We start from the raw sequence: 20,781 nt of genomic DNA, 5'->3' as shown, positions 1-20,781 counted from the left end.
TAGACCAGATTATCGACGGAATCGACCGATGTTGAGACGCCTTTATCACGACCAACCCGAAAGCTTTGCTTTAACGCCTGACAACCAGAAATGGGCCGAGGCGCAGATCACCAAATACCCTCCGGGGCGTGAGGCCTCTGCGATCATCCCGCTGTTGTGGCGCGCTCAGGAACAAGAGGGCTGGCTATCGCGCCCTGCGATCGAGACCGTGGCCGAGATGTTGGGCATGGCCTATATCCGTGCGCTTGAAGTGGCGACCTTCTATTTCATGTTCCAGCTTCAGCCTGTTGGCTCGGTCGCCCATGTCCAGATTTGCGGCACCCTGTCTTGCATGATCTGCGGCGCGGAAGATTTGATCGGCGTGTGCAAAACCAAAATTGCCGAACAGCCGCATGCACTTTCAGGCGATGGCAAATTCTCTTGGGAAGAAGTTGAATGTCTGGGCGCTTGCGCCAATGCGCCCATGGCCCAGATTGGCAAGGATTATTACGAAGACCTGACAGAAGAAAAACTGGCATGGATCATCGACGAGATGGCGGCAGGCCGCGTGCCTACCCCTGGCCCGCAGAACGGGCGCTATGCGTCTGAGCCTGAAATGGGCCTGACCAGCCTGACCGCGCATGAAGCGGGACGTGATGAGTTGAACATCTCGGCGCGGATGGCGGCAGATATCGGCGATACAATCAAACGCATCGACGGCACCGAAGTGCCTATGCTGGCCCCTTGGGGCAAGCAATCGGGCAGCGGCGTACCCGCCGCCCCCGAGCGGCCTGCGCCCGCAAACCGTGCCAAGGCAAAAGCGCCCAAATCTGACGCGAAATCCACGGCCAAGCCGAAATCCAAGCCAGCCGCTGCGCCCGCCGCAGATACCGGTGTTGAGGAAAGCGCGCCTGAGACCCTTTCGGCCCCGCGCGGCGGTCAGGCCGATGACCTCAAGAAGATCAGCGGCGTTGGCCCCAAGCTTGAAGGGCTGCTGAACGAGATGGGCTTTTGGCATTTCTCGCAAATCGCTGCTTGGACACCCGCCGAGATTGCATGGGTTGATGCGCGCCTGAAATTCAAAGGCCGGATCGAACGTGATGGCTGGATTGCGCAAGCCGCTGAATTCGCGGCCTCCTAAAGCCGATTTGCCCAAAAAGTTGACTGGCCCGCCACAGTGGCGGGCCTTTTTGCATTTTTATGCGAGAAATGCAGACAAATTTTCTCAGAAACGCTAAAACCCGCACGAAGAGCAAAAAAGCTCGTCATGAATAGACAGGGGGATTTGGTATGAAATCGAAGATTGGTTCGCTCGAATGTGCGGCAACATGTGCTGGTGTTTCGGTGCTGGCAGGTATCGCGGGTGCGGCGGCTTTGTTGCTGCTGGGTGGTTGGACATTAACACAGGCAATTTTTGCCGCCATCGTCATTGCAGCGATCATGGCGCCAATTTTGATGATCACAATGTGCGGCGGCTCGACCATGACGCCTGCCGAGGCCAAAGCGGCCGCAAACAGAGCAGGCACCGCTGGCAAAGCGGGTACGGCCCCAACAGCCGCAAGCGCCGCCGCGGGCGCGGCGACCGCCTCCGCAGCACCTGCCGCAGCAGCGCCAAAGGCCGCCGCGAAGCCAAAAGCGGCTGCGAAGCCCAAGGCAGCGTCCAAATCCAAGGCCGCCTCGGGAAGTTCCGCCGCGAGCGAAACAAAATCAGCCGCCAAGCCTAAGGCTGCTGCCAAGCCGAAAGCAGATGCCAAGCCAAAAGCGGATGCAAAACCAAAGACCGCAGCCAAGCCCAAAGCGGCCGCCAAGCCCAAGGCTGCAAAAGCCGCAGCCGCTGCACCCGCAGCTGCCGCAGCAGCAGAAGGCGCGGGCACCCGCCCCGAGGCCCTGAGTGCCGCGCGCGGTGGTCAGGCGGATGACCTCAAGAAAATCAAAGGCGTTGGCCCCAAAATGGAAAGCCTTTTGAATTCGCTTGGCTTTTATCACTTCGATCAGGTCGCAGGTTGGAACGCGGATGAGGTTTCTTGGGTTGATCAGAACCTCGAAGGCTTCAAAGGCCGTGTAAGCCGTGACAATTGGGTCGATCAGGCCAAAACGCTGGCCGCAGGCGGCGAGACCGAGTTCTCCAAGAAGGTTGGCAAAGGCGGCGTCTACTAAGCCACGCGCCCGAAGCTATGATATCGAAAGAGGGGTCGGAGCTTTTTCCGGCCCCTTTTTTATGGGCTAAGGCGGGATTTGCCTGCCTTTTGGCTTGCGTCTTGGCCCTTGAGGTTGGAATAAGCAGCCAAGGCGCCTAGGTCTTGACCAAGACCACGCCTTGACCGGACCAGAGGCACTCGCGCGATGCGCAACGACAATGATCAGGACAGACGCTTTGTAGGGCAAATTCGGGTTGCCGCCATCGTGATGGCGGGGGCGATGTTGCTCTGGATGGGCGGACAATATCTGGGCGGCCAATTGGGGTGGCCCGTAAGATTTGTGTTCTTGTTTGATCTTGCGGCAATGGCAGCACTGGTCTGGGCGCTTTTTGTGACGTATCAGGTGTGGAAAGCCCGCCGCCAGAACGACAAGGACTGAGACATGCTTCAGGATCAAGACCGCATCTTTACCAATCTCTACGGCATGCATGACCGCAGCTTGGCTGGTGCCAAAGCGCGCGGGCATTGGGACGGCACCAAGGATATCATTGCTTTGGGCCGCGATAAGATCGTCGATATCATGAAGGCCTCGGGCCTGCGTGGGCGCGGTGGTGCGGGTTTCCCGACAGGGCTGAAATGGTCCTTCATGCCCAAGGAAAGCGATGGCCGCCCTGCCTATCTGGTGGTCAATGCCGACGAATCCGAGCCCGGCACCTGCAAAGACCGCGAGATCATGCGCAATGATCCCCATACGCTGATCGAGGGCTGTTTGATCGCCTCTTTCGCGATGCAGGCCCATGCTTGCTATATCTATATCCGCGGCGAATATATCCGCGAGCGTGAAGCCCTTCAGGCCGCGATTGATGAAGCCTATGAGGCGGGCCTTCTGGGTAAGAATGCTGCGAAATCGGGTTGGGATTTCGATCTTTATCTGCATCACGGTGCAGGCGCCTACATCTGCGGTGAGGAAACCGCGCTTTTGGAATCGCTGGAAGGCCGCAAGGGCATGCCGCGTATGAAGCCGCCATTCCCCGCAGGGGCTGGCCTTTATGGCTGCCCGACCACTGTGAACAATGTGGAATCAATCGCTGTCGTGCCAACGATCCTGCGCCGTGGCGGGGAATGGTTTGCCTCATTCGGGCGTCCCAATAACACAGGCACCAAGCTTTTTGCCATCTCAGGCCATGTGAATAACCCTTGTGTGGTCGAAGAAGAGATGTCGATCAGCTTCGAGGAATTGATCGAGAAGCATTGCGGTGGCATTCGTGGCGGTTGGGATAACCTCAAGGCTGTGATCCCCGGTGGCTCCTCCGTGCCATGTGTGCGCGGTGAGAAGATGCGCGATGCGGTGATGGATTTCGACTATCTGCGCAATGACCTGCAATCGGGCCTCGGCACGGCTGCGGTGATCGTGATGGATCAATCCACCGATATCATCAAGGCGATCTGGCGTCTGTCGAAGTTCTACAAGCATGAAAGCTGCGGCCAGTGTACGCCTTGCCGCGAAGGCACAGGCTGGATGATGCGCGTGATGGATCGTCTGGTCAAAGGCGAGGCCGAGGTTGAAGAGATCGACATGCTGTTTGATGTCACCAAACAGGTGGAAGGCCATACAATTTGCGCCTTGGGCGATGCAGCGGCTTGGCCAATTCAGGGCTTGATCCGCAACTTCCGCGACGAGATCGAAGATCGCATCAAGCATAAGCGCGGCGCGCCCATGGCGGCTGAATAAGCCCCGAGCATCTAACCGCGAAGCAAAATGAAACACGGCGCCCAGAAAACGGGCGCCGTTCTCTTTTGGGCGGCTCTGTGTCCGAAAGGACTCAACTGTGACTGCATCTTTTGAACACGAAGGTTAACTTTAGTTGATGGATCGCGTGTTTTCTCTTAAGCTATCTGCAAAGAAAAAGCCGTTTCACAGCCCCAATGGGCCGAAGAAAACGGCATAGAGGTTTAAAGAGGGCAGGACGATGATGAACATCTATCGTTTCGGGCTGACATTTATCTATGTTGCCTTTTGTGGAACGGGTTTGATTTTCGGCTATTCATGGGGCGTCGGCGGATCGATCCTTGGCTTTGCGCTTGGGGCGATGATCGCATCGATGGTCTCGGTTCTGGTCAATACGCCCGAACGTATGGAGGCCGCATTCTATTCGATCCTTGCGATCCTCTTTGTCAGCTTCCTGATCTATCTTATCGTCAGCTTCTGGGGTGTCCGCCTTTAGGGGGCTTGCTCAAATCTTGGTGAAACAGGGCTATGATATTGGATATCATCGCCCTTTGCCCCCAGATCATCATCAACGAATACAGTTTTCGTGAGGATGGTTATGACCCGATACACACAAATACTTCTGATCTGCGCCATGGTGGCGGGCTTTGGCTTGGCGACTGCGGCAGCCACAACAGCGGCGCATGCGCAAAGCGATGGTTTTGATCCTTTGCGGGAGGACGAGACGATCCATCAAGGATTGACCGTCATTTCCATCGGCCGCTTGATCCGAAATCACTGCCCCACACTTGATGCCAAACGCCTCCAGTCTTTCGCCTTTGCGCAGCGTTTGGTGAATCGCGGGCACGCACTGGGGTTTTCCCGCGCCCAGATGGAGGCCTATGTTGATAGTGATACTGATCGTGATCGGTATCGCGCCATAGCAAATACCTATCTTTCGCAGCGCGGAGCCAGTGTAAATGAGCCCGAATCCGTCTGTCAGTTGGGGCGAGATGAAATTTCTTCGGGATCAGCGATTGGCAGATTGCTCAGAGAGGTTTAGAAGGCCCTCGAAACGATCCGCGTCCCATGCGTGAATACCAGACCTGCTGGGGCGAAACCGAAGGACCGCACGCATGAGCAATCTGCGCAAACTTGTTATTGATGGCAATGAAATCGAGGTTGATGGGGCGATGACCCTCATTCAGGCCTGTGAAGTGGCGGGAATCGAAGTTCCGCGCTTTTGCTACCACGAAAGGCTGACCATTGCTGGCAATTGCCGCATGTGCCTTGTCGAGGTGGTCGGTGGCCCGCCCAAGCCCGCTGCCTCCTGCGCGATGCAGGTGCGCGATCTACGCCCGGGTCCTGAAGGCCAGCCCCCCGTCGTCAAAACAAATTCGCCTATGGTCAAAAAGGCCCGCGAAGGCGTGATGGAGTTCCTGCTCATCAACCACCCGCTAGATTGCCCGATCTGCGATCAGGGCGGCGAGTGTGATTTGCAAGATCAGGCCATGGCTTATGGCGTTGATTTCAGCCGCTACCGCGAACCCAAACGCGCGACCGAGGATCTCGATCTCGGGCCGCTGGTTGAAACCCATATGACGCGCTGCATTTCCTGCACGCGCTGTGTGCGTTTCACAACCGAGGTCGCGGGCATCACCCAGATGGGCCAGACAGGTCGCGGTGAAGATGCCGAGATTACCTCCTATCTGAACCAGACCCTCGATTCGAACCTTCAGGGCAATATCATTGATCTGTGCCCCGTGGGCGCGTTGACCTCCAAGCCCTATGCTTTCACCGCCCGTCCTTGGGAATTGAGCAAGACCGAAACCATTGATGTGATGGACGCGCTCGGCTCCAATATCCGTGTAGACACCAAAGGGCGCGAAGTGATGCGTATCCTGCCGCGCAACCATGATGGTGTGAACGAGGAATGGATTTCCGACAAAACCCGTTTTGTCTGGGACGGCCTGCGCCGCCAGCGTCTGGACCAGCCTTACTTGCGCGAAAATGGCAAGCTGCGTCCCGCCACTTGGCCCGAGGCGCTTGGCAAAGCCGCCGCCGCGATCAAGGGCGCGAAGCAAGTTGCAGGTCTGATCGGTGATCTGGCCCCGGTGGAAGCGGCCTTCGCCCTCAAAGCCCTTGTCGAAGGGCAGGGCGGCAATGTCGAGGCCCGCACCGATGGCACGAAATTGCCTGAGGGCAACCGCTCGGCCTATGTCGGCACCGCTTCGATCGAAGATATTGATGATGCGAAATTCATCCAGTTGATCGGCACCAACCCACGCAATGAGGCCCCCGTTCTGAACGCGCGTATCCGCAAAGCTTGGAGCAATGGTGCCGAAGTGGGCTTGGTCGGTGAAGCGGCTGACCTGACTTACGATTACGCCCATATCGGCACAGATCGTGCGGCGCTGCAGGGCCTTCTGGGACAAAAGCACAAAGACGTGCTGGACGCGCCCTCGGTTGTGGTCATTGGCCAAGGTGCCTTGCGTGAGGCCGATGGCGAGGCTGTTCTTGCTGCCGCAATGCAACTGGCCGAAGAAACAAAATCGAAGCTTTTGGTGCTCCATACTGCGGCCAGCCGCGTTGGTGCGATGGATATCGATGCCGTGACCAAGGGCGGTTTGACCGCCGCCATCGATGGCGCGGATGTGATTTATAATCTGGGTGCCGATGAGGTCGAGATCGAGGCAGGTGCCACGGTGATCTATCAAGGCAGCCATGGGGATCGCGGGGCGCATCGCGCCGATATCATCCTGCCCGCCGCTGCCTATACAGAAGAGCAGGGCTTGTTTGTGAACACCGAAGGCCGCCCGCAATTGGCGCTTCGTGCAAGCTTCCCTCCGGGGCAGGCCAAGGAAAACTGGGCGATCCTGCGCGCGCTTTCGGCTGAATTGGGCGCGGTCTTGCCTTATGACACGCTTGCGGCCCTGCGCGCGGCGCTTGTTGCACAGGTTCCGCATCTGGAACTGATCGATGAGGTGATGGAAAACGAGTGGCAGCCGCTAAAGGCGGGCAAGCTTGGCAAGGCGGATTTCGTATCGGCTGTGAAAGACCATTTCCTGACCAACCCGATTGCACGTGCAAGCAGCCTGATGGCCGAGCTGTCGGCAGGGGTGAAAGCCCGCGCCGATACTGCGATTGCAGCGGAATAGGGGCGATGACGATGCGGCGCCCCTTCGTGACCCTTTGGGGAGCGATTGCTGGCGTCATTCTGGCGGGTTGCAATATGCCTCATCATCAAGAGGGGCCGCCCGCATTTTATGACGGTGTCGAGACAAGATTGCTCGACGATGATTTGGTGAATTTTGTGGTGAATATGAGCGGCGCAGCAACACCATCCAATGTCGAAGATTACGCAAAATGCGCCGCGGCGCAGTATGCGTTGATCCGCGGCTTCGGATTTGCGCGTCATGTAAGAACAAATGTGCTCGAAGAGGGTGGCGTTTGGCGCGGGGATGCTGTTTACACCATCTCGTCGGCGCTCCCCCGCGGGTTGCAGACGATCGACGCTGAAGTGATCGTTGCCGCGTGCGCAGAGCAAGGCATACCTACGGTTTGAGGACGACATGGACGGTTTCTTTTCCACCACACCAGGGCTGATGCTGATCATTGTGGCGCAATGTCTCTTGGTCATTGGCTTCGTAATGGTTTCGCTGCTTTTCCTCGTCTATGGCGACCGGAAAATCTGGGCGGCTGTACAGATGCGCCGTGGCCCGAATGTTGTGGGTATCTTTGGCCTGCTGCAAACGGTGGCCGATGCGCTGAAATATGTCGTCAAAGAGGTCGTGATCCCCGCAGGCGCTGACAGGCCCGTCTTCCTGCTGGCCCCTCTGACCAGCTTTGTGCTGGCGATGGTGGCTTGGGCGGTCATTCCTTTCAATGATACTTGGGTTCTGTCTGATCTGAACGTTGCGATCCTGTTTGTCTTCGCGGTCTCCTCGCTTGAGGTATATGGCGTGATCATGGGTGGTTGGGCCTCGAACTCGAAATACCCGTTCTTGGGCTCACTGCGCTCGGCCGCGCAGATGATCTCTTATGAAGTGTCGATCGGTCTGATCATCATCGGAGTGATCATCTCCACGGGCTCGCTGAATTTCGGGGATATCGTGCGGGCGCAAGATGGTTCCTATGGGTTGTTCTCATGGTATTGGGTCGCCCATTTCCCGATGGTCTTTTTGTTCTTCATCTCGGCTTTGGCGGAAACCAACCGCCCGCCCTTCGATCTTCCCGAAGCGGAATCGGAATTGGTTGCGGGCTATCAGGTTGAATATTCCTCCACGCCTTTCCTGTTGTTCATGGCTGGTGAATATATCGCCATCTTCCTGATGTGCGCGCTGATCACCTTGCTGTTCTTTGGCGGCTGGCTGTCCCCGATCCCGGGTGTGGCGGATGGCGCGCTGTGGATGGTTGGCAAAATGGCCGTGTTCTTCTTCCTCTTCGCGATGGTGAAGGCGGTAGTGCCGCGCTACCGCTATGACCAGCTTATGCGCCTTGGGTGGAAGGTGTTCCTTCCGATGTCGCTGGCTTGGGTTGTTCTGGTGGCATTTGCCGCGAAATTCGAAATCTTCGGCGGTGCCTATGCCCGCTGGGCGGTTGGAGGCTGATCCATGACGCAGATCGATTATACCCGCGCGGCAAAATACTTTTTGCTGATGGACTTTTTCAAAGGCTTCAAGCTGGGGTTCAAATATTTCTTTGCCCCCAAAGCCACGGTGAACTACCCGCATGAAAAAGGCCCGCTAAGCCCGCGCTTCCGTGGCGAGCATGCGTTGCGCCGCTACCCCAATGGTGAAGAGCGTTGCATCGCCTGTAAGCTGTGCGAAGCCGTCTGCCCTGCACAAGCGATCACAATCGATGCCGAGCCGCGTGAGGATGGCAGCCGCCGCACCACGCGCTATGACATCGATATGACAAAATGCATCTATTGCGGCTTCTGTCAGGAAGCTTGCCCTGTGGATGCGATTGTCGAAGGCCCAAATTTCGAGTTTGCCACCGAAACCCGCGAAGAACTGTTCTACGACAAGAACAAGCTTCTGGCCAATGGCGAGCGTTGGGAAGCCGAGATTGCGCGCAATCTGGAACTGGATGCGCCCTACAGATGACCGATACCCCCGCAAACCCTTTTGAGGCGCTGTTCAAACAGACGCAGGATATGGCTCAGGAATGGGCCAAGGCGGTTAACCCCGCTTTGGGTGGGGCTGTGTTCGAGCAGAACTGGCCAACTGTGCCTGCCGAGATGCTCGAGGCGATGTGGGGCAAACAGTTCAATCCAGAAGGATTGGATGCAAAGACACGTCTTTTGCTGACGCTACAGGGCCTGACCGTTCAGGGCGCGAATGCCGAGACGCAAATCCGTTTGACGGTGCGCCATGCCATTGAAGCAGGGGCCACCGAACAGGAAATCGCCGAGACGATCGGCATGGCCGCCTTGTTTGGCGGTGTTCCTGCAATGACCAAAGCGATGGAGCTTGCCAAACAGGCCATCGACGGGACCGAGGAGTAAGACATGGGTGTAGCCGATCTCACCTTTTACGCATTCGCGGTGACGCTTGTAACAGCGGCGCTGCTGGTTGTTGTGGCCAAGAACCCCGTTCATTCGGTGCTCTGGCTGATCCTCAGCTTCCTGTCTGCGGCGGGGCTGTTCGTTCTGCTCGGGGCTGAATTTGTCGCGATGCTGTTGATCATTGTTTATGTCGGCGCGGTCGCGGTGTTGTTCCTATTCGTGGTGATGATGCTTGATGTCGATTTCGCCGAATTAAAGGCCGAGATGGCGCGCTATGTGCCCTTGGCCCTGCTGATCGGGATCGTCTTGCTGATGCAATTGGGGCTGGCCTATGGAACATGGGTCTATTCAGACGGTATCGATGCCCGCCTTGGCAATCCGATCCCGCCGATTGATCAGGTTCATAACACCCAAGCGCTTGGCCTCATTGTATATGACCGCTTCTTCCTTGCCTTCCAGCTTGCAGGCTTGATCCTGCTGGTGGCGATGATTGGTGCAATCGTTCTGACGCTGCGCCATCGCAAGGATGTCAAACGCCAGAATGTCTTGACGCAGATGTATCGTGATCCTGCCAAGGCGATGGAATTGAAAGACGTAAAACCGGGGCAGGGGCTGTAACAGGTCACTTGCTCAAGCCTTCGGGCACCATATCAAAGCGCAGCATTGCGCCAACAGACCAAACGACCATGGGGCGGTGCCAGCCCCGGAGGGACGAGACGAGATGAGTATCGGATTGGAACATTACCTGACGGTGGCGGCAGCGCTTTTCGTCATAGGGATTTTCGGCATCTTCCTGAACAGGAAGAATGTCATCGTGATCCTGATGTCGGTGGAATTGATGCTGCTGGCGGTCAATATCAACCTTGTCGCCTTCTCAGCCTATCTGGGCGATCTCACGGGGCAGGTCTTTACGCTTTTCGTGCTGACCGTCGCCGCCGCCGAGGCCGCGATCGGCCTTGCGATCCTTGTCTGCTTCTTCCGCAACCGTGGCACCATCGCGGTTGAAGATGTCTCGAATATGAAGGGCTGATCAGATGGAAACGATCCTCCTATTCGCCCCGCTGGTTGGCGCCCTTATCTGCGGCTTCTCATGGCGCTTGATCGGTGAACAGGCCGCTTGCATTACAGCGACGGGCTTCTTGTTCCTCTCGGCTTTGTTGAGCTGGATCTTGTTCCTCAGCTTTGATCCTGCCGCCCATGCCAATGGCTATTACACCGAGAGCCTGTTCCGCTGGATCGATAGCGGGTCGTTCTTTGCCGATTGGGCGATCCGTATTGACCGCCTGACGGCCATCATGCTGATCGTGATCACCAGCGTCTCGGCGCTCGTGCATCTCTATTCCTTCGGCTATATGGCGCATGACGAGAATTTCCGCGAAGGCGAGAGCTACCGCCCCCGTTTCTTCGCCTATCTGTCCTTCTTCACCTTCACGATGTTGACGCTGGTCACAGCCGATAACCTGCTGCAATTGTTCTTCGGTTGGGAAGGCGTGGGCGTGGCCTCCTACCTGTTGATCGGGTTCTATTACCGTAAACCAAGCGCGGGTGCGGCGGCCATGAAGGCCTTCATCGTCAACCGTGTGGGTGATTTCGGCTTCCTTTTGGGCATCTTTGCCCTGTTCTGGATGACGGACTCGATCCAATTCTCGACGATCCTGCCCATGGGGGCCGAGCTTGCCGAGATGACGATCACCTTCTTGGGCTATGAGCTAAATGCGGCCAATACCATCGCCATGCTGCTCTTTGTGGGTGCGATGGGTAAATCGGCGCAGTTGTTCCTGCACACATGGTTGCCAGACGCGATGGAAGGCCCGACACCCGTATCGGCCCTGATCCACGCCGCGACCATGGTGACTGCTGGTGTCTTCCTTGTCTGCCGCATGTCGCCCATCATGGAATACGCGCCCTATGCGACGAATTTCATCATCATCGTTGGCGCCGCGACCGCGTTTTTCGCGGCGACTGTCGGCCTTGTTCAGAACGATATCAAACGCGTGATCGCCTATTCGACCTGTTCGCAGCTTGGCTATATGTTCGTGGCCGCAGGCGTTGGCGTCTATTCGGTCGCAATGTTCCACCTCTTCACGCATGCCTTCTTCAAGGCGATGTTGTTCCTTGGTGCAGGCTCGGTCATCCATGCCATGCATCATGAGCAGGACATGCGCAATTACGGCGGTCTGCGCAAAAAGATCCCCTATACCTTCTGGGCGATGATGTTGGGCACGCTGGCCATCACTGGTGTCGGCATTCCATCCGTGGTGCTGACATTGGGCGGCATTCCTTTGGGCTTTGCAGGCTTCCTGTCGAAAGACGCCGTGATTGAAAGTGCCTTCGCCTTTGGCGGTGGTCTGGGCTCCTACGCTTTCTGGATGCTTGTGATCTCGGCGCTGTTCACCAGCTTCTACTCATGGCGCCTGATGTTCCTGACCTTCTATGGTGAGCCTCGTGGCGACAAGCACACCCATGAGCATGCCCATGAAAGCCCCAAGGTTATGCTGATCCCGCTTGGCGCATTGGCGGTTGGCGCGGTCTTCTCGGGTATGGTCTGGTTCAACCCCTTCTTTGGTCATACCGATACGGTGGGTAAATTCTTCGGCGTGCCTTACGCGGAAGAGGGCCATGGCGATGAGCATGCGGATGATCACGCCGATGAGGCCAGTGATGACCACGCCGCCGAAGATGATGCCTATGCGTCAGACGGCTATGGCGAGACGCATCACTATGTCTTCACTGGTGCCCCTGGCGAAGGGGCGATCCATGCCGCACCGGGGAACAATGTTCTCAACGATGCCCATGAAGTGCCGAAATGGGTCAAGGTCTCGCCCTTTATCGCGATGCTGATCGGCCTTGCGACGGCCTATATCTTCTATATCGCGAACCCGTCCCTGCCGCGTCGTTGGGCCGAGACGAACCGTCCGCTTTATCTGTTCTTGCTGAATAAATGGTATTTCGACGAAATCTACGATGCCGTGTTCCTACGTCCCGCTCAATGGTTGGGCCGCTTCCTGTGGAAACAGGGGGATGGTCGTGTGATTGACGGCGGTATCAACGGGCTGGCGATGGGGATTATCCCCTTCTTCACCCGCCTCGCGGGTCGGGCTCAGTCCGGCTACCTTTTCCACTATGCATTTGCCATGGTCATCGGGATCGTTCTCCTGATCACTTGGGCAACCCTCGCGATTGGGGGCTGAGACGGACCTATGGACAACCTACTTTCCATCGTCACTTTCCTGCCGCTCGTGGCCGCGCTCATTATGGCGGTCTTCCTGAGAGGCGATGATGAGGCCGCAAGGCTGAATGCCAAACGGCTGGCCTTTGCGGCCACCTCGGCCACTTTCCTGATCTCGCTTGCGATCCTTGTGGAGTTCGATCCGAACAACACAGGCTTCCAATTGGTCGAGGAACGCGAATGGCTTATGGGGCTGACCTATAAGCTGGGTGTGGACGGGATCAGCGTTCTTTTTGTGATGCTGACAACCTTCCTGATGCCGATCACGGTTGCGGCCTGCTGGGGCGTGAACCACCGCGTCAAAGATTATATGGTCGCGCTCTTGATCCTCGAGACGCTGATGATCGGTGTATTCGTCGCGCTTGATCTGGTCTTGTTCTACCTCTTCTTCGAGGCGGGCCTGATCCCGATGTTCATCATCATCGGCATTTGGGGCGGCAAGAACCGCATCTATGCGGCGTTTAAATTCTTTCTCTATACCTTCCTCGGCTCGGTGCTGATGCTGGTGGCCATGGTCGCGATGTTTGTCGAGGCTGGCACCACCGATATCCCAAGCTTGCTGATGCACCAGTTTGATACAGGGCCGATCAGCCTGATGGGCTGGCAGATTGCAGGCGGCATGCAGACATTGCTCTGGCTGGCCTTCTTCGCAAGCTTCGCGGTCAAAATGCCGATGTGGCCTGTTCATACTTGGTTGCCCGATGCCCACGTGCAGGCCCCAACCGCGGGGTCGGTCGTGCTGGCGGCGATCTTGCTGAAGATGGGCGGCTACGGCTTCTTACGCTTCTCGCTGCCGATGTTCCCTGTGGCCTCCGATATCATGGCCCCGCTGGTGCTGTGGCTCTCGGTGATTGCGATCATCTACACCTCGCTTGTGGCGATCGTGCAGGAAGATATGAAAAAGCTGATCGCGTATTCCTCGGTGGCGCATATGGGCTTTGTGACCATGGGCATTTTTGCCGCCAACCAGCAGGGCCTCGATGGCGCGATTTTCCAGATGATCAGCCACGGCTTCATTTCGGGCGCGTTGTTCCTCTGTGTGGGCGTCATTTATGACCGCATGCATACCCGCGAGATTGACGCCTATGGCGGCCTTGTGAACCGCATGCCTGCCTATGCGACGGTGTTCATGTTCTTCACCATGGCCAATGTCGGCCTTCCGGGCACATCTGGCTTTGTCGGGGAATTCCTGACGCTGATCGGTGTCTTTCAGGTCAATACTTGGATCGGCGTTCTGGCCGCCACAGGTGTGATCCTGTCCGCAGGCTATGCGCTGTGGCTCTATCGCCGTGTGGTCTTTGGTGATCTGATCAAGGAAAGCCTGAAATCCATCACCGATATGGACCGCCGTGAGCGGGCCATCTTCGCGCCCCTAATACTCATGACGCTTCTTCTGGGCGTCTATCCGAGCCTCGTGATCGATATTATCGGTCCTTCCGTCGAGGCGCTCCTGACCCAATACGACACCGCACTTGCCCATTACACCCCGGGCATGTCCGATGTCGCCAGCCACTGAGGTGATCCGATGATCGGTGCTGATCTTGCCATCCTGATCCCCGAGATCGTCCTGTCCATCTATGCGATGGCTGGTCTGATCCTTGCGGTCTACACCACCAAAGACGGCATGGCCCCTGCGCTTACATGGAGCACGGCGGCTGTCTTCGTCATCATGGCCTTTTTCATCGGTGTCACCGGTGAAGGCAGCAATGCAGCCTTTAACGGCATGTTCATTGATGACGGCTTTGCCCGCTTTGCGAAGGTAACCATCCTGCTCTCGGCGGCTGCGGTTCTGGTCTTGGGCCAAGAATTCATGGCGAAGAACGAGATGGGCCGCTTTGAATACCCGATGCTGGTGACACTGGCTGTTGTCGGCATGATGATGATGGTGTCCTCGGGCGATCTGATTGCGCTTTATATGGGCCTCGAGCTGCAATCGCTGGCGCTTTATGTCGTCGCCTCGATCCGCCGTGATAGCGTGCGCTCGACCGAGGCTGGCTTGAAATATTTCGTGCTTGGCGCGCTCTCCTCGGGCCTTTTGCTTTATGGCTCCTCGCTGGTCTACGGCTTTGCGGGCACAACGCAGTTTGCAGGCATTATTGAGGCCGCAACCACCGAGGGCGATCTGTCGCTTGGCATGTTGTTCGGCCTTGTCTTCCTGCTTGCAGGTCTGGCCTTCAAGGTCTCGGCCGCGCCTTTCCATATGTGGACACCCGATGTCTATGAAGGCGCGCCAACACCTGTCACGACCCTGTTCGCTACAGCCCCGAAAGTGGCGGCCATGGCGCTGTTTGCGCGCGTGGTGCATGACGCTTTTGGCGGCGCTGTTGGCGATTGGCAGCAGATCGTGGCCTTCTTGGCGGTTGTGTCGATGTTTGTTGGGGCGATCGCGGCAATCGGGCAGACCGATATCAAACGCCTGATGGCCTATTCCTCGATCTCGCATATGGGCTTTGCGCTTATGGGCCTCTCGGCGGGCACAGCACAGGGCGTTGAGGCGATGCTGATCTATATGGCGATCTATGTGACGATGAATATCGGCGTCTTCGCCTTCATCCTGTCCATGAGCAAGGATGGCCGTCCTGTGACCGAGATTTCCAGCCTTAACAGCTTCTCCTCGAAAGAGCCGACCAAAGCTTTGGCGATCCTGCTGTTGATGTTCAGCCTTGCGGGCGTTCCGCCTCTGCTGGGGTTCTTCGGCAAATATGCGGTGCTGGTGGCTGCCGTTGATGCGGGCCTGACGTGGCTGGCCATCGCGGGTGTGATCGCGTCCGTGATCGGCGCGTATTATTACCTGCGCATCGTCTATTTCATGTATTTCGGCGAAGAGCGTGATGGCCTTGATGGCAGCATGGATATGATCCAATGGGTGGGCCTTGTGGGCGCTGCTGTGATCATGCTTGCGGGCATCGTGAACCTCTTCGGGATCGAGCCTTTGGCTGCCATGGCAGCCGAGGCCTTGGTCCGCTAAATGACAGGCTGGCCCACAGGAGTGGGCCGCCGCGTCTTGGCGGAAATCGACAGCACCATGACCGAGGGCGCACGCATTGCGCCCCAGCTTGATGGCCCTGAATGGGTGCTGGCCCTCTCGCAAAGCGATGCACGGGGCCGCCGCGGCAGGCCTTGGGTCATGCCCAAGGGCAATTTCGCGGCCTCGCTTGTCCTGCATCCAAAAGAACCACCCGCCGAAGTGGCATTGCGCTCCTTTGTGGCGGCGCTTGCCTTGCGTGAGGCCTTTGTTGCCGCGACAGGGCAGGAGAAAGCCTTTTCGCTGAAATGGCCCAATGATGTTCTTCTCAATGGTGGCAAGGTCGCGGGTATCCTGCTGGAAAGCCATGGCGTGGGCAGCCGCGTCAACCATCTGGTGATCGGTATCGGGGTCAACCTTGCCGCCGCCCCCGATATGGATGCCGTTGAAGAGGGGGCGGTGCGCCCCGTCAGTCTGAAAACCGCCCTAGGTGTCAGCATTATGCCTGAGGCCTTTCTGGACCTTCTGGCACCTGCCTATGCACGCTATGAGACGCAATTTCTGACGCAAGGTTTCGCCCCGATCAGGGAGGCATGGCTTGCCCATGCCGCCCGCTTGGGCGAGGTTATCACCGCCCGCACAGGCAAGTCCGAGACAACGGGCACTTTCCGTGATGTGGACGGGCAGGGTAATCTGGTGCTTGAGACATCTGAAGGCCGCAAATCCATCGCGGCGGCAGAGATCTTTTTTTGACGAGACAAGAAAGGGAGCGGCGCATGCTTCTGTGTATCGATTGCGGCAACACGAATACCGTGTTTTCGGTGTGGGACGGAACCAAATTTCTGGTGACCCTGCGCACCTCGACAGAACATCAACGCACGGCGGATCAGTATTATGTCTGGTTCTCCACCCTGATGGCCCATAACGGGGTCAAGATTGATATCCATGAATGCATCATCTCCTCGACGGTGCCGCGCGTTGTCTTCAACCTGCGCGTGCTCTGCGACCGCTATTTCAATTGCCGCCCCTTGGTGGTTGGCAAAGCCGATTGCGCCTTACCCGCCCCGCCGCGTGTCGATCAAGGCGTGGCTGTCGGGCCTGACCGTCTGGTCAATACGGCAGGCGCCTTTGACCGTCATGGCGGCGATCTGATCGTTGTGGATTTCGGCACCGCTACCACCTTCGATGTGGTGTCGCAAGACGGGGCCTATGTGGGCGGTGTCATCGCGCCGGGGGTCAACCTGAGCCTTGAGGCATTGCACCATGCGGCAGCGGCTTTGCCGCATGTCGATATCAGCAAACCGCAAAACGTGATCGGCACGAATACGGTGGCCTGTATGCAATCTGGCGTATTTTGGGGCTATGTCGGCCTTGTGCAGGGCATTTGTGATCGAATTCGTGCCGAACGCAACGTTGAGATGCGAATAGTCGGCACCGGAGGGCTTGCGCCGCTCTTCTCGACAGGTGATGTACTGTTCAACGTGATCGAAGACGATCTGACAATGCATGGCCTGACGGTCATCCATAAATATAACAAGGACATGATTGGGCAATGACAGACCGTAACCGGCTTATCTATCTTCCCCTCGGCGGCGCAGGCGAGATCGGGATGAATTCATATGTATATGGCGTAGGTGAGCCGGGAAAAGAGCGCCTGATCCTTGTCGATGTCGGTGTCAGCTTTCCCGATATGGATGGCCAGCCCGGGGTGGATTTGATCCTGCCTGATCTGTCTTGGCTGGTTGCGCGCAAAGACCATTTGGAAGCGATCTTCATCACCCATGCCCATGAAGACCATGTTGGCGCTTTGGGCCATCTCTACGGGCAGTTCGAAGTGCCGGTCTATTGCCGCGCTTTCACCGCGATCCATGCACGCCGCAAAATGGATGAAGCAGGCCATGATGCCGATAATGTTCGGGTCGTTGGCGCTCTGCCTGAAACTGTGAAGGCAGGTCCGTTCAGCGTGCAATTCGCCCCCGTCTCGCATTCCATCCCCGAAAGCTCGGCGCTGGTGATTGATACCGATCATGGCCGTGTTGTGCATTCAGGTGATTTCAAGATCGACCGTGACCCTGTCGTGGGCGAGGCCTTTGACGAAGATATGTGGCGCGCAATCGGGCAGGATGGCGTGCTGGCCTATGTCTGCGACTCAACCAATATTTTCAGCCGTCATGCTGGCCGCAGCGAAAGCCAATTGCCCGAGCCGATTGGTGCCTTGATATCCGAGGCCAAAGGTATGGTCGTGGCCACGACCTTTGCCTCCAATGTGGCGCGTCTCAAGACCTTGGCAGATGCGGGCCGTGCCAATGGCCGTTCCATCTGCCTGTTGGGGCGGGCTATGCAGCGTATGGTCAAGGCCTCGGTTGAGGCGGGCGTGCTGACCGATTTCCCAAGCACAGTCAGTGCCGAACAGGCCAATGAAATCCCGCGTGAGAACCTCATGCTGATTGTCACGGGCAGCCAAGGTGAGCGGCGCGCGGCCTCGGCCTCGCTCTCGCGCGGCTCCTATCTTGGCTTGGAATTGAAAGAGGGGGATACATTCCTCTTTTCCTCGAAAACCATTCCCGGAAACGAGGTTGGCGTTGGCCGCATCCAGAATGCGCTGGCGGAAAAAGGCGTGCAGATCGTGGATGAGCAGGCGGGGTTCTATCACGTCTCGGGCCATGCCAACCGCCCCGATCTAGAAGCGATGCATGACCTCGTGCGCCCGCAAATCCTCGTGCCATGCCATGGCGAATTCCGCCATCTGCGCGAACATGCGCGGATCGCGATGGATAAGGGCATGCTTGGGGTGGTCGCAGCCAATGGCACGATGGTCGAGTTGTCTGGCAACCAACCCGGACCCGTTGAGCATATCGATGTGGGGCGGACCTATCTGGACGGCACAGCCCTTGTCGGGGCCTTTGACGGTGTCGTGCGGGACCGAATGAAGCTGGCCCTGAACGGTCTGGTTGTGGTGGCGCTGATCGTTGATGAAGACGATGAGATCCTTGCAGATTCATGGGTAGAGCTGCGCGGCCTGCCCGAAACAGTGGGCAAAGGCGAGTCGCTGGCTGATATGATCGAGGATGATCTGTCCGAATTTCTGCCCGTCTTGAAACCCAAGACCATCTCGGATGACAACAAGCTGCAGGAGGAGGTGCGCCGCAAAGTGCGCCATCTCTGCCAAGGCGAGATCGGTAAGAAACCCGAAGTGACCGTGATTGTCAGCCGCCTTATGGCGTGAGGGCGGGTCATATCCAGCATTAAAAAAGGCGGCCTCGCGGGGCCGCCTTTTTCATGATCTGAATGATATTGCGCGTTTTACGCGGCCGTCTCACCACTGTTCTCGGCGGTCTCGGCTGGCGTGTCTGCCTTTGCCTCATCGGCCTTGGCCTCATCTGACGTCACAACATCAGTCTGTGCGTCATCGGCTTTGACCTCATCGGTTTTCGGCTTGCGAGCACGCGGTGCGCGTTTGCGCTTGGGCTTTGGCGCGGCTTCCGCCTCGGGTGTCTCAGCGGCCACGGTCTCGGCCTCGGCAGGGGCGTCGCTTGTATCCTGAGTTTCCGCGCGCGGGGCATCGCCACGGCGTTCATCAAAGCTAAGCGCGATGAAGCTTGGCATATGGTCGCCCAAGCCAACCACCCGATTGCCACCACCACCATCGCGGCCACGGCCACCACGTCCGCCACGGCGGTTGTCGTCACGCTCACGCGGAGCAGCGCGCTGTGGCTGTTCGCCATCGCTTTCGGCTGTTGTGTTGCGATCCTGACGGGGCTTGCGGCGCGGTTCCTGCTTTTGCGCAGGGGGCTCGGCCACGTCCTGTGCTGCCTCGGTTCCGGGCGCTTCGGTGTCCTTGGCCTCAACCAACTCAGGGGCGGCTGCCTCGTCTTTGGCGACAGCGTCTTTCCGACCACGACCGCGTCCGCCACGGCTGCGGCCACGGGGTTTGTCATCCGAGCTCTCGGCAGTCGCTTGGCTGGAACGGCCACCCTCGGGCGACCAAGGCAGTTCAGCCCGCGGGATCGGGTTGCCGATCAGGCTTTCAATCGCCGCCAAGAGCTTGTCATCGGCAGGAATTTTGATCGTGATCGCAGCGCCTTTACGGCCCGCGCGACCTGTGCGGCCAATACGGTGCACGTAATCCTCGGCATGGGAGGGGACGTCATAATTGAACACATGGCTGACGCTTGGAACATCAAGCCCGCGCGCTGCCACATCCGAGGCCACAAGGAAGCGCAGCTTGCCTTCGCGGAAGCCGTCCAGCGTGCGTGTACGATGCGCCTGATCCAGATCGCCATGGATCGGCGAGGCATCAAGACCGTGCTTTTGCAAAGACTTGGCAACGATATCTACATCCACCTTGCGGTTGCAGAAGATGATCGCATTGGTGCAGGCATCGCCTTCGGCTTCGATGGATTTGCGCAGCATCTCACGCTTTTCCTTGGCGGTTTGGTCACGGCGCGAGGGCGTGAATTCCAGCAAGGATTGCGTGATCGTATCCGAGGTTGTGGATTGGCGCGCAACTTCGATCCGTGCGGGGTTCGACAGGAAGGTCGAGGTGATCCGCTCGATCTCGGGCGCCATCGTGGCCGAGAAGAAGAAGGTCTGGCGGGTAAAGGGCGTGAGGCTGAAGATGCGCTCGATATCGGGGATGAAACCCATATCCAGCATCCGGTCGGCCTCATCCACCACCATGATCTGCACGCCCGTGAGCAGCAGTTTACCGCGCTCGAAATGGTCCAGCAGGCGGCCAGGTGTGGCGATCAGAACATCGACGCCACGGTCGATCAACTGGTCTTGTTCCTTGAAGGAGACACCACCGATCAGCAGCGCTTTGGTCAGTTTGACGTTTTTGGCATAGATATCGAAATTCTCGGCAACCTGCGCGGCAAGCTCACGGGTCGGGCAAAGCACAAGGCTGCGCGGCATCCGTGCACGCGCGCGGCCACGGGCCAAAAGCGTGATCATGGGAAGCGTGAAGCTGGCTGTTTTTCCGGTGCCGGTTTGCGCAATTCCCAATACATCGCGGCCTTCAAGGGCGGGGGGGATTGCACCTGCCTGAATTGGGGTCGGTGTTTCATATCCCGCTTCCTCAATAGCTTTGAGGACCTTGGGATTAAGGTTGAGTTCAGAAAATTTTGTCATATGCGTCCAGTCTGGCCGGAACCTGTTCCGGCTGATGATGAATGGAGCGCATAGGCCTCGCGCTCCGCGATGCGTTCGGGCCGGATCGCCCACAACACAAGGCGTGACCTACTGCAACTGGGT

The 20,781-nt window shown here is 57.8% G+C and carries 20 protein-coding genes; 19 read left to right on the top strand and 1 reads right to left on the bottom strand.

The genetic code is table 11. The features are described from left to right. The first annotated feature begins 28 nt into the window (after window positions 1-28). The 19 genes from ACTYEO_RS12170 to ACTYEO_RS12080 all read left to right on the top strand — a co-directional run bounded on the left by ACTYEO_RS12170 (window position 29) and on the right by ACTYEO_RS12080 (window position 18,754). Window positions 29-1,120 carry an NADH-quinone oxidoreductase subunit E gene (locus ACTYEO_RS12170; RefSeq protein WP_449324014.1) on the top strand — a complete coding sequence of 364 codons (1,092 nt, stop codon included), beginning with the start codon at window positions 29-31 and terminating at the stop codon, window positions 1,118-1,120. Between the two features lie 149 nt (window positions 1,121-1,269). Then, complete coding sequence (locus tag ACTYEO_RS12165; protein WP_449324013.1) at window positions 1,270-2,136, top strand: hypothetical protein; 867 nt, start codon at window positions 1,270-1,272, stop codon at window positions 2,134-2,136. 186 nt (window positions 2,137-2,322) lie between these two features. Then, window positions 2,323-2,556: a DUF5337 domain-containing protein gene (locus tag ACTYEO_RS12160; RefSeq protein WP_449324012.1), complete on the top strand. Its 234-nt coding sequence runs from the start codon at window positions 2,323-2,325 to the stop codon at window positions 2,554-2,556. A 3-nt stretch (window positions 2,557-2,559) separates the two neighbouring features. Further along, on the top strand, window positions 2,560-3,849 hold the full coding sequence (gene nuoF, locus ACTYEO_RS12155) for an NADH-quinone oxidoreductase subunit NuoF (protein ID WP_449324011.1): 1,290 nt from the start codon (window positions 2,560-2,562) through the stop codon (window positions 3,847-3,849). 238 nt (window positions 3,850-4,087) lie between these two features. Continuing rightward, entirely contained in the window at window positions 4,088-4,342 is a 255-nt protein-coding gene (locus tag ACTYEO_RS12150; protein WP_449324010.1) for a hypothetical protein, read from the top strand. 102 nt (window positions 4,343-4,444) lie between these two features. Further along, complete coding sequence (locus tag ACTYEO_RS12145; RefSeq protein WP_449324009.1) at window positions 4,445-4,888, top strand: DUF5333 domain-containing protein; 444 nt, start codon at window positions 4,445-4,447, stop codon at window positions 4,886-4,888. Window positions 4,889-4,961: 73 nt separating this feature from the next. After that, entirely contained in the window at window positions 4,962-6,983 is a 2,022-nt protein-coding gene (gene nuoG / locus ACTYEO_RS12140; RefSeq protein ID WP_449324008.1) for an NADH-quinone oxidoreductase subunit NuoG, read from the top strand. A 5-nt stretch (window positions 6,984-6,988) separates the two neighbouring features. Then, a complete protein-coding gene (locus tag ACTYEO_RS12135) occupies window positions 6,989-7,390 on the top strand; it encodes a hypothetical protein (RefSeq protein WP_449324007.1) in 402 nt (133 codons plus the stop codon). Between the two features lie 7 nt (window positions 7,391-7,397). After that, entirely contained in the window at window positions 7,398-8,435 is a 1,038-nt protein-coding gene (gene nuoH, locus ACTYEO_RS12130; RefSeq protein WP_449324006.1) for an NADH-quinone oxidoreductase subunit NuoH, read from the top strand. Window positions 8,436-8,438: 3 nt separating this feature from the next. Then, the gene (gene nuoI / locus ACTYEO_RS12125) at window positions 8,439-8,933 is read left to right on the top strand and encodes an NADH-quinone oxidoreductase subunit NuoI (RefSeq protein ID WP_449324005.1); all 495 of its coding nucleotides are present in this window, start codon (window positions 8,439-8,441) and stop codon (window positions 8,931-8,933) included. After that, entirely contained in the window at window positions 8,930-9,334 is a 405-nt protein-coding gene (locus ACTYEO_RS12120) for a carboxymuconolactone decarboxylase family protein (protein WP_449324004.1), read from the top strand. The genes nuoI and ACTYEO_RS12120 overlap by 4 nt, the downstream gene beginning before the upstream one ends. A gap of 3 nt (window positions 9,335-9,337) precedes the next feature. Then, window positions 9,338-9,952: an NADH-quinone oxidoreductase subunit J gene (locus tag ACTYEO_RS12115; RefSeq protein ID WP_449324003.1), complete on the top strand. Its 615-nt coding sequence runs from the start codon at window positions 9,338-9,340 to the stop codon at window positions 9,950-9,952. Between the two features lie 103 nt (window positions 9,953-10,055). Further along, the gene (gene nuoK / locus ACTYEO_RS12110; protein ID WP_449324002.1) at window positions 10,056-10,364 is read left to right on the top strand and encodes an NADH-quinone oxidoreductase subunit NuoK; all 309 of its coding nucleotides are present in this window, start codon (window positions 10,056-10,058) and stop codon (window positions 10,362-10,364) included. A gap of 4 nt (window positions 10,365-10,368) precedes the next feature. Beyond that, window positions 10,369-12,525 (top strand): NADH-quinone oxidoreductase subunit L, encoded by a 2,157-nt coding sequence (gene nuoL, locus ACTYEO_RS12105; protein ID WP_449324001.1) that lies wholly within the window; start codon window positions 10,369-10,371, stop codon window positions 12,523-12,525. A gap of 9 nt (window positions 12,526-12,534) precedes the next feature. After that, on the top strand, window positions 12,535-14,079 hold the full coding sequence (locus ACTYEO_RS12100) for an NADH-quinone oxidoreductase subunit M (protein ID WP_449324000.1): 1,545 nt from the start codon (window positions 12,535-12,537) through the stop codon (window positions 14,077-14,079). Between the two features lie 9 nt (window positions 14,080-14,088). Continuing rightward, window positions 14,089-15,531 (top strand): NADH-quinone oxidoreductase subunit NuoN, encoded by a 1,443-nt coding sequence (gene nuoN, locus ACTYEO_RS12095; protein ID WP_449323999.1) that lies wholly within the window; start codon window positions 14,089-14,091, stop codon window positions 15,529-15,531. Continuing rightward, window positions 15,532-16,281 carry a biotin--[acetyl-CoA-carboxylase] ligase gene (locus ACTYEO_RS12090; protein WP_449323998.1) on the top strand — a complete coding sequence of 250 codons (750 nt, stop codon included), beginning with the start codon at window positions 15,532-15,534 and terminating at the stop codon, window positions 16,279-16,281. A gap of 23 nt (window positions 16,282-16,304) precedes the next feature. Further along, window positions 16,305-17,084, top strand: a complete 780-nt coding sequence (locus tag ACTYEO_RS12085; protein WP_449323997.1) for a type III pantothenate kinase — start codon at window positions 16,305-16,307, stop codon at window positions 17,082-17,084. Beyond that, entirely contained in the window at window positions 17,081-18,754 is a 1,674-nt protein-coding gene (locus ACTYEO_RS12080; protein WP_449323996.1) for a ribonuclease J, read from the top strand. The genes ACTYEO_RS12085 and ACTYEO_RS12080 overlap by 4 nt, the downstream gene beginning before the upstream one ends. Window positions 18,755-18,831: 77 nt before the next feature. On the opposite strand, the gene ACTYEO_RS12075 is transcribed toward ACTYEO_RS12080, so the two are convergent. After that, the gene (locus ACTYEO_RS12075; RefSeq protein ID WP_449323995.1) at window positions 18,832-20,658 is read right to left on the bottom strand and encodes a DEAD/DEAH box helicase; all 1,827 of its coding nucleotides are present in this window, start codon (window positions 20,656-20,658) and stop codon (window positions 18,832-18,834) included. Between the last annotated feature and the right edge of the window lie 123 nt (window positions 20,659-20,781).

This window comes from Rhodophyticola sp. SM2404, from assembly GCF_053570515.1.
This window is presented reverse-complemented; position numbering and strand designations above follow the sequence as displayed.